This is a genomic window from Sphingomonas sp. RS6, assembly GCF_054489705.1.
In genome coordinates, this window is record NZ_JBTMWM010000025.1 from 1 (window position 1) to 794 (window position 794).

Consider the following 794-nt stretch of genomic DNA (forward strand, 5'->3'; position numbering starts at 1 on the left):
CCAGGGCAACCTGACCCCGGTCGAGATGGCGGCCAAATCCATCGGCAAACCGGGTCGGGGGTTAACCCCCAACCCAGTGTCATCACGCCCAAGCATCGGCATCAATCGGACCGTCGGCTCTACTCATAGGTGGAGGAAGGTCGGGGCTCAGACCAGAAGCCGGGCCGCATGTTGTACCTTTGTCGCCCCCGCCGTTGAGTTGATGCGGCGCCTCCGCGATGCGCGTGTCTCGCTTGAAGGGGCTATCAGCGCCAATGGGCTAGTCTTCGCGGGCAAACAAAATCACGCAATCAGTGACACCACAATGGTGAAGGCGATGCGCGACAGGGGAATCAACGGCGTGACGGTGCATCGGTTTCGATCGAGCTTTACCGATTGGACTGCAGATCAGACCGATTTTCCAAAGAAGTGACCGACAAGGCGCTCGCGCACAAAATCCCGAACGCGGCCGAAGCTGCATACCGGCGCACCGACTTTTTCGATAAGCGGCGCGTGCTCATGAAGCAGTAAGCGTGTTCAGCAGGCCGCCTTGCGGCATCGTCGAAAGCCGGGATGCTTGCCGCCTTTGACGAGGGGCCGGCGGTGCAGGAAGTTTCGGGTTCTACGACCAGTCATACGAGCACGCGTATGACTGGTCGCATGGAAATAGTCGGCCGGGTGTCGGGCCGGCGGCGATGGTCCGACGCGGAGAAGCTGGAGATTCTGGCCGAGGCGTTCCGGCCTGGGGCGAGGGTCTGCGATGTGATCGCCCGGCGCGAGGTTTCGAGCAGCCTGATCTACACGTGGCGCAAGCA

The 794-nt window shown here is 61.6% G+C and carries 1 protein-coding gene and 1 pseudogene; both read left to right on the forward strand.

Annotation, left to right across the window (positions count from 1 at the left end):
• Positions 1-412 (forward strand): annotated as a pseudogene (locus ACX40Y_RS18195) (hypothetical protein); the annotation flags it as partial.
• 227 nt (positions 413-639) lie between these two features.
• On the forward strand, positions 640-794 hold a 155-nt coding region (locus ACX40Y_RS18200), incomplete at its 3' end, for a transposase (RefSeq protein ID WP_459120986.1).